Here is a 6,736-nt window from a genome sequence, read left to right as displayed (position 1 = left end):
ATTCATAGGAGGTTTTACGGATGTCAAAAAGAACTCATATTTGGTTAATCACCACAGATCAAATGCGTGCGGATGCACTAGGTATCGAGAATGCTTCCGTACTAACACCTGAGCTTGACAAGCTTGCTTCGGAAGGCACGCTCTTCACTGGAGCTTACTGCGCTAGCCCCGTTTGCACGCCCTCACGCTCCTCCATTTTTACTGGAAGGTACCCGCATGTTCATGGTGCTTGGAACATCGGTACCACACTAAAAGAAGATGAACTTACCTTGTGCGATCATTTAAAGACAGCGAATTATAAAACCATCGGTATAGGAAAGATGCACTTCCGTCCACAAATGAAGGGGGACTTTTCACAAGAATATGAAGATCCTGCTTATCGAGATCGCGAAAGAGCTTCCGATGGAACGTACTACGGATTTGATGAGCATCATATTACTGAAGACAATTGTATCGGGGAATATATGGAGTGGCTTAGGGAACACAATCAGGAAGTAGCAGAACGATTCAGTAAAGACCGTTTCAGAGCCTCCGATGCTCAACACGATGTGTGGGAGAGCGAAATTCCTCCGGAGCTGCATCAGACTTACTGGATTGCTGAACGGAGTATCGATGCTATCCTCGCCCACAAAACCGAGCAACCACTATTTTTATGGTCCAGTTTCGTTGATCCGCATCATCCCTTTGACCCTCCAAAAGTTTATACGGATATGTACGCGGACGTTGACATTCCATCACCAACCAGAGAAGCTGACGACGTTCATCTTCGTCCTCCACATCTGCTGCGTCAGAGTCAGGGAGGATATTGGCCTGGTGGCGGTGAGGAGCATTCTCTTGATGATACGCATATGAAACGGCTCACCCGAAATTATTATGCGATGATTACCTTCATTGATGAGCAGATCGGACGTATTATAAAAGCTTGGCGTCAAAAAGAAATGTACGATGATGTTGTCATCCTCTTTACCAGCGATCATGGAGAACTGCTCGGTGACCATGGACTAATTTACAAGGGACCATGGTTTTATGAAGGGTTAACACGGATCCCGATGATCGTACGTGGTCCTGGGATTGCTTCCGGGCAACGGGTCTCTGCTTTGATGGAACATGTTGATATTGTCCCCACACTGCTTGAAGCCGCAGGTCTCAAATTCCCCTACGGAATTCAAGGCGTGTCACAGATGGAAGTGCTAGCTGGCAGGGAGTCCCATGTACGTAATTCTGCCCTAACCGCTTATATTGCTCATGATCGAGGCATAAACGCTAAGTGTTTGCGAACTACACGTTATAAGCTAGTTATCTTTGCAGGAGAGACCTACGGTGAATTGTATGATCTGAAAGAGGATCCTCATGAAAACCACAATCGTTTTGAAGATCCCGATTATAGTGAAATTCGCCGTTCGATGGTTGAATTGCTCGTCCATCGAATGATTCAAGATCAGGACCCTTTGCCTGAACGCCGGAGTAGCTGGTAAATCAAAACACATGCTAAACTCCTTAATCTTTCCGTAACAGACGAAGGACAACCTGAATGTTCAGGTTGCCCTTCGTTAAGATCATTTCCCCAATTCGGATGCCTTTAGAATATGAGAAATTGGACGTCCGGCAATCAATTCGCCGTTGTTTACAAACCCTTCCTCTCGTCCCTCCAGCTCGTGAATAAGACGCTCTCTCCATTCACGTATACGCTCGAAATTATCGGTACATCCGATCGCATTAACCTTCTCTAAGGGATCGGTCACTAGGTTAAAGTACTGCTCTTCGCCTGTCTGAGAATACCATATGAATTTCTCTCTTCCATCCGTTAAAAAGTGGTGAGACTTTTCTCCATAGGCTTGCTCCCCATGAATATAAGACCGCCACACTATCTGATCTCCCTTACACAGCGGCAACACACTTTTCCCTTCTACTGTAACTGGTATTTGGACGCCAGCAGCTTCAAGAAACGTCGGCATAATATCGCGAAGCTCTACAATGGAATCAAGCCGGGAGCCTGCAAGAAGTCCAAGCGTTTCTCCCGGATCAAACACTATGAAAGGAATCTTAGCACTTCCTTCATAAGGAAGAGATTTGCGGAAGTAATGATGATCCCCCATCATTTCACCATGATCAGAAGTAAATAGAATCAAAGTTTCATTTAAAACTCCATATTCCTGCAGCCCATTGATCAACCTCCCAATTTGGTCGTCAAGATGCGTTATTAGCGCATAATATGCGGCACGGGCACGATCCAATCTGCGCTTTGGCAAATGAGTGAACGAAGATGTTGGATCCTTAGCACTGTTTAAGGCTGCATTCTCGTCCACCCAATCTCCGACTGGAGGATCAGGAAATTCCAAATCCATATACATATCTAGATAACATTGCGGCGGATCCAAGGGGGAATGTGGGCGAACGAAGGAGGACCATAAGAAAAATGGTTTTCCAGGGTCTCTTCTTCGTAAGAAGGCTAGCGATTCGGTTACGCACCAATTCGTTGGATGCATCGTTTCCGGCAAATGCCAGGGGCGGGCAACCGTTGAGGCATTGCAATCAAGTCCTAAGTCAGTGATATCCGAATTGGCATTGGTTTGTCTTCGCAGCCACTGTAAATAATCATCTACTTGATCATAGTGTTCATCATATATGGCTTGACTCTTGTCCCGATTGTAGTGAAGATATCCATCATGAAGCACTACATTATGAAATCCACATAGATTACGTGCAGGATACACATGCATCTTGCCAACACACTGCGTATGATAACCAGCTTGAGCAAGCTCTCCGGCAATCGTATGGGCGTAATTCCATTCAACCTTATCCTGATACCCCACCCGCCCATGTGATCGTTGGCCCATTCCTGTCATGATAGCAGCCCTCGCGGGAATACAACTCGGGGTAGCTGAGTAAGCGTGTTCAAATAATATCCCTCTTGATGCAAGAAAATCCAGGTTGGGTGTCTCAACGACGGGATGTCCCATGATGCTCAGGCAATCAAAACGCATCTGATCCACCGTGATAAGCATAAGGTTGGGCCGCTTTGAGCCATTTTGATGGTCCAGATTAGTGTCAATCATAACCCCACTCCCTTCTTATACTCCTGCGATGACGGACGTTGTAGCGATCGTGTGCCACAAATTCGCACTTATCGCCCTTGGGCCGTCATCGTCAACGAGACCGTCGAACGTCAGTAGCTCCTCTTCTAATTCAGCTATCTGTTCCACGTTCCCTTCGATATAACGATTGATTCGATGAATAGCCGTCCTAATCCTCTGAAGCATACCTCCCATACGAAGATCAAAAACATCAAGACCAAACACCTTATTTTCCAGCTCCCATTGCACCCGATAGTCATCCATAAATTGAACGGCTAAATCTGATAGTTCTGGCAAAGTCACCTTGGCAAAATGAGCCAATTCCTCAACATTCCCTCGATGATAAGCATCACGTATGGAAATCCCGATTTCGCTCTTTATCGCAAGCAAGCGACACAAGCTGGCTTGTACAGAGAATAAGGATTGCCAAGGCGAATTCCGAATAATCGCCTGTTCGAGCATTTTCGCACTTTGCTGATAATGCTTCGAATACACGCTAGGAATAACATGTCGATCGAACAAACCACACAAAATATCTTGATAAAGCAAGTATTTAGCAGGATTAATGGAACACCCCCCCAGAACCGAATTACCTGGAACCAGGTTAGCTGCATCGAGTGCCATAAAGTCATCATAATGGCCTTGCACGCAGCTACTGAATCTTTCTTTGACATGATTCTCCACGAAACAGCCCGTGTAGCACAGCTCCGCCCAAAGTTGAAGGGTAGGAAGAACCGAGAAGACGGAAGCTTCAGCACCATTATCTCCCCATGCGGTAATCAGCACTTCTTGAATTCCATGCTTAACACAGCTATCATGAGCCAGCAGACTGACTTTGCGGCTGAATTCATTGTTTGGAGCGAAGCCCATCCATTTCCAAGCACCACCTGCAAATCCAATATGATCATTCAACTGCTTATGTTTGCGCAACATTCCGTCATATTTCTCCTGCGTTTCCGAATAGTAATCCCAATAGATCAAGGTAACATCTTCAGGAATCAGCTTAACAATATCAAGGCTGATTGGACTTTCAGCATCGTAATATTCTCCGGAACTGGCCAGACGGAAAAACATGTCGCTCCACATCATCGTACGGAAACCATATTTCCTGGCGATTTCCATAACAGTACTAAAGTGTTTTAACATCAAGGAGGATCGATCTTGATACCCATGCTTGTCTAGATATTTACCAAGTCCCATCATATGCGCTTCGTCCATCCCAATATTTATGCGGCGACTGCTTACATGGGTCGCCATGAAAGCGAACATTCGATCAATTAACTCGTAAGTTCTCGGATCATCAATGAGGAGAATGTCTAGGAAATCCACTAGCGGTGCATGTGCTTGCCATTTCAATGCTTGGCCCAGATGAGCCAGCGTCTGGATACAAGGAACTAATTCTATACCAAATAACGCGGCATACTGGTCCATCTCCCGAATTTGCTCCCCTGTATATCGACCTCTTAAATAACCAAAATAAGGATACCCCTCAAGTTCGTAGGTGTCTTCCGTATACAGTTGAACCGTTGAATATCCCATAAGCGCTAAGCGCCGAATCAATTCCTTATATCCTTCATGGTTAAGAACAGCATTTCTTGAGCAGTCTACCATGAAACCTAGCTGTTCATAAACGGGCATTTCATTAATTTCAACTCTCTCACCACGACGTAAATTCTCAAGCAATCGGCTGAGTGCCCGGATCAACTGATGTTCCTGTTCATACTCAATGGTGGCCTGAATCTTATCGTAAGATATTCGAATGCCCTTCCCTTGCTTCTTACAAATTACTGGAACCCCTGACCGTTCTATTCGAATACTCAATATTCCCGCTACATCTGAAACAGCTGCTAACTGTTTCTCGGTTAACCCTGTCAAGTGAATGCTATGTAACATAGACTTTACCCTCCTAATCTTATTATAAGTATGCGATTAGTAGCGCCGCACATTCTTGGTTCTTCTTCAAATCATTAAACGGAAGATCCGGGCTGCTTCAGCCCGGATCTTCTCTATCAATAAATTATTCAATACCTTGTTCTTTGGCCTTCGCATTTACTTCTTCTATCATTTTATCAAGACCTTTAGCCTTATAATCGTTCACAATGTTATTCCAGTAACTCTCAACGGGCTCTTTGGAAAGCATGATCTTAAGCAGATCATCATGGTCCAGCACAGTAAATTTATCCTTTGTTGGGGTGGACAAATACGTTAACCGAATGTCGTATTCTGGAACCTTCGTATTGTTCTGAATCCAATCGATATAATCGACAGCTTCTTTGCGGATCCCTTCGTTAGCGATCGTCGGGTTATCCATGTTATAGCTATCTGAAGTTTCATAAGCCACCAAATTTTTTAGAAATCTACTAGCTGGATACTTCTCATTTAATGAACCCTTTTCAATGACAACCTTCTGCCCATTTTCGATCTTGTAATCGACGCCTTCAATGCCATAAGTCAACAGGTCCTTACCTTCAGGAGACAACACATAATCATAGAGTGCCATGATGCGATCCATCTTTTTATCGTCAACCTTATTGCTGAAATAACTTTCCGACCAGTACGTTTTAAAAATAGCATGTGAGCGTTCACCATCAGGTCCAATAAGTGGCTTGAGTGCCTTTACGCTCTCCATGATATCCTTATCCGGATAAGCTGTTTTCCAGCGTTTTTCATACATATCGCTATTTAAATTTATAAAACCGCCACCGCTTAGAAGAGCAGCTGCTTTACCTGCTACGAAATTGTCATAAGACTCTGCAGGCTTTACAAGCGCGATGTCTGGATCGATCAAACCTTTTTCGTACATATTCTTCATGTTTTGTAATGCCGGAAGCGCATTTTTCGAAAATACAGCGGGTATAAACTTACCGTCCTCTTTGATCCATTTAAAGTCACTGCCGCTTCCATCACTCGTGGCGACCGGGTTACCGAACAACCAGAAGAATCCGCCCAGCATCTTGGTAGTTGTCGTCGTAAGACCGGTAATATGCTTCCCTTCCGGATCCGATTTCACGATTGCATCAAGCATAGCTTCAAACTCTTCCCAGGTCTCGGGTTCTTTAGTGATTCCAGCTTTTTGAGCAAGATCCCATCGATAGAACACCATACGATCCAGTGCGCTCCAATCGACACTCGGGAACATTCGGCGAGGAACGGTATAATACTTTCCGTCTACACCTAAACCTTTAATGTCCGGCGATTCGAAGTATTTTGCAAGGTTGGGATACTTAGAAAGATCCGGAAGTGCTTTGACAACACCTTGTTCAACCCATTTGCGCTGATATTGCGTTCCGACAGCGTCGATTGCAAAAATATCAGGCAATTGACCGGATGCAGCCCACATTTGAATCTTCTGGGTATAGTCATCCCAGGTCATATTGACAGGTTTTAATGTAATGTTGAATTTTTCTAATACTTGTTTGGCGATCGGGTCTTTTTCGATGTTAGCAATTTCAGCATCCGCGTCCCAGAAACCAAGAGAAATGGTCATTGGATCCTTGTAAGGGTTGTCCGTGGAATTAGAAGAATCCGGAGATACTTCACCGTTTGATGCCGCCTGCCTTTTGTCATTATTGCCTCCACCGCAAGCCGTGAGCACCGAAGCCAATAAAGTTATGCATAATGCCAGTGTCATCATTTTCTTTCTAAGCATGCTTGAAACCTCC

General features: G+C 44.7%; 4 protein-coding genes. 1 reads left to right on the top strand and 3 read right to left on the bottom strand.

The window, feature by feature from the left end:
* Positions 1 to 20: 20 nt before the first annotated feature.
* Positions 21 to 1,475: a sulfatase family protein gene (locus tag ACWNM1_RS15765; RefSeq protein WP_449601696.1), complete on the top strand. Its 1,455-nt coding sequence runs from the start codon at positions 21 to 23 to the stop codon at positions 1,473 to 1,475.
* Positions 1,476 to 1,556: 81 nt separating this feature from the next.
* On the opposite strand, the gene ACWNM1_RS15760 is transcribed toward ACWNM1_RS15765, so the two are convergent.
* The 3 genes from ACWNM1_RS15760 to ACWNM1_RS15750 form a co-directional block, all read right to left on the bottom strand.
* Complete coding sequence (locus ACWNM1_RS15760) at positions 1,557 to 3,056, bottom strand: arylsulfatase (RefSeq protein ID WP_449601695.1); 1,500 nt, start codon at positions 3,054 to 3,056, stop codon at positions 1,557 to 1,559.
* A 15-nt stretch (positions 3,057 to 3,071) separates the two neighbouring features.
* Positions 3,072 to 4,967 carry a family 20 glycosylhydrolase gene (locus tag ACWNM1_RS15755; protein WP_449601694.1) on the bottom strand — a complete coding sequence of 632 codons (1,896 nt, stop codon included), beginning with the start codon at positions 4,965 to 4,967 and terminating at the stop codon, positions 3,072 to 3,074.
* A gap of 124 nt (positions 4,968 to 5,091) precedes the next feature.
* Complete coding sequence (locus ACWNM1_RS15750; RefSeq protein WP_449601693.1) at positions 5,092 to 6,723, bottom strand: extracellular solute-binding protein; 1,632 nt, start codon at positions 6,721 to 6,723, stop codon at positions 5,092 to 5,094.
* Positions 6,724 to 6,736: the final 13 nt, after the last annotated feature.

The organism is Paenibacillus sp. Marseille-Q9583, assembly GCF_976954365.1.
This window is presented reverse-complemented; position numbering and strand designations above follow the sequence as displayed.

What these genes read in the sequence shown, in the direction of transcription:
- ACWNM1_RS15755 (WP_449601694.1), bottom strand. Translation starts at nt 4,967, where the DNA reads ATGTTACATAGCATTCACTTGACAGGGTTAACCGAGAAACAGTTAGCA.
- ACWNM1_RS15765 (WP_449601696.1), top strand. Translation starts at nt 21, where the DNA reads ATGTCAAAAAGAACTCATATTTGGTTAATCACCACAGATCAAATGCGT.
- ACWNM1_RS15760 (WP_449601695.1), bottom strand. Translation starts at nt 3,056, where the DNA reads ATGATTGACACTAATCTGGACCATCAAAATGGCTCAAAGCGGCCCAAC.
- ACWNM1_RS15750 (WP_449601693.1), bottom strand. Translation starts at nt 6,723, where the DNA reads ATGCTTAGAAAGAAAATGATGACACTGGCATTATGCATAACTTTATTG.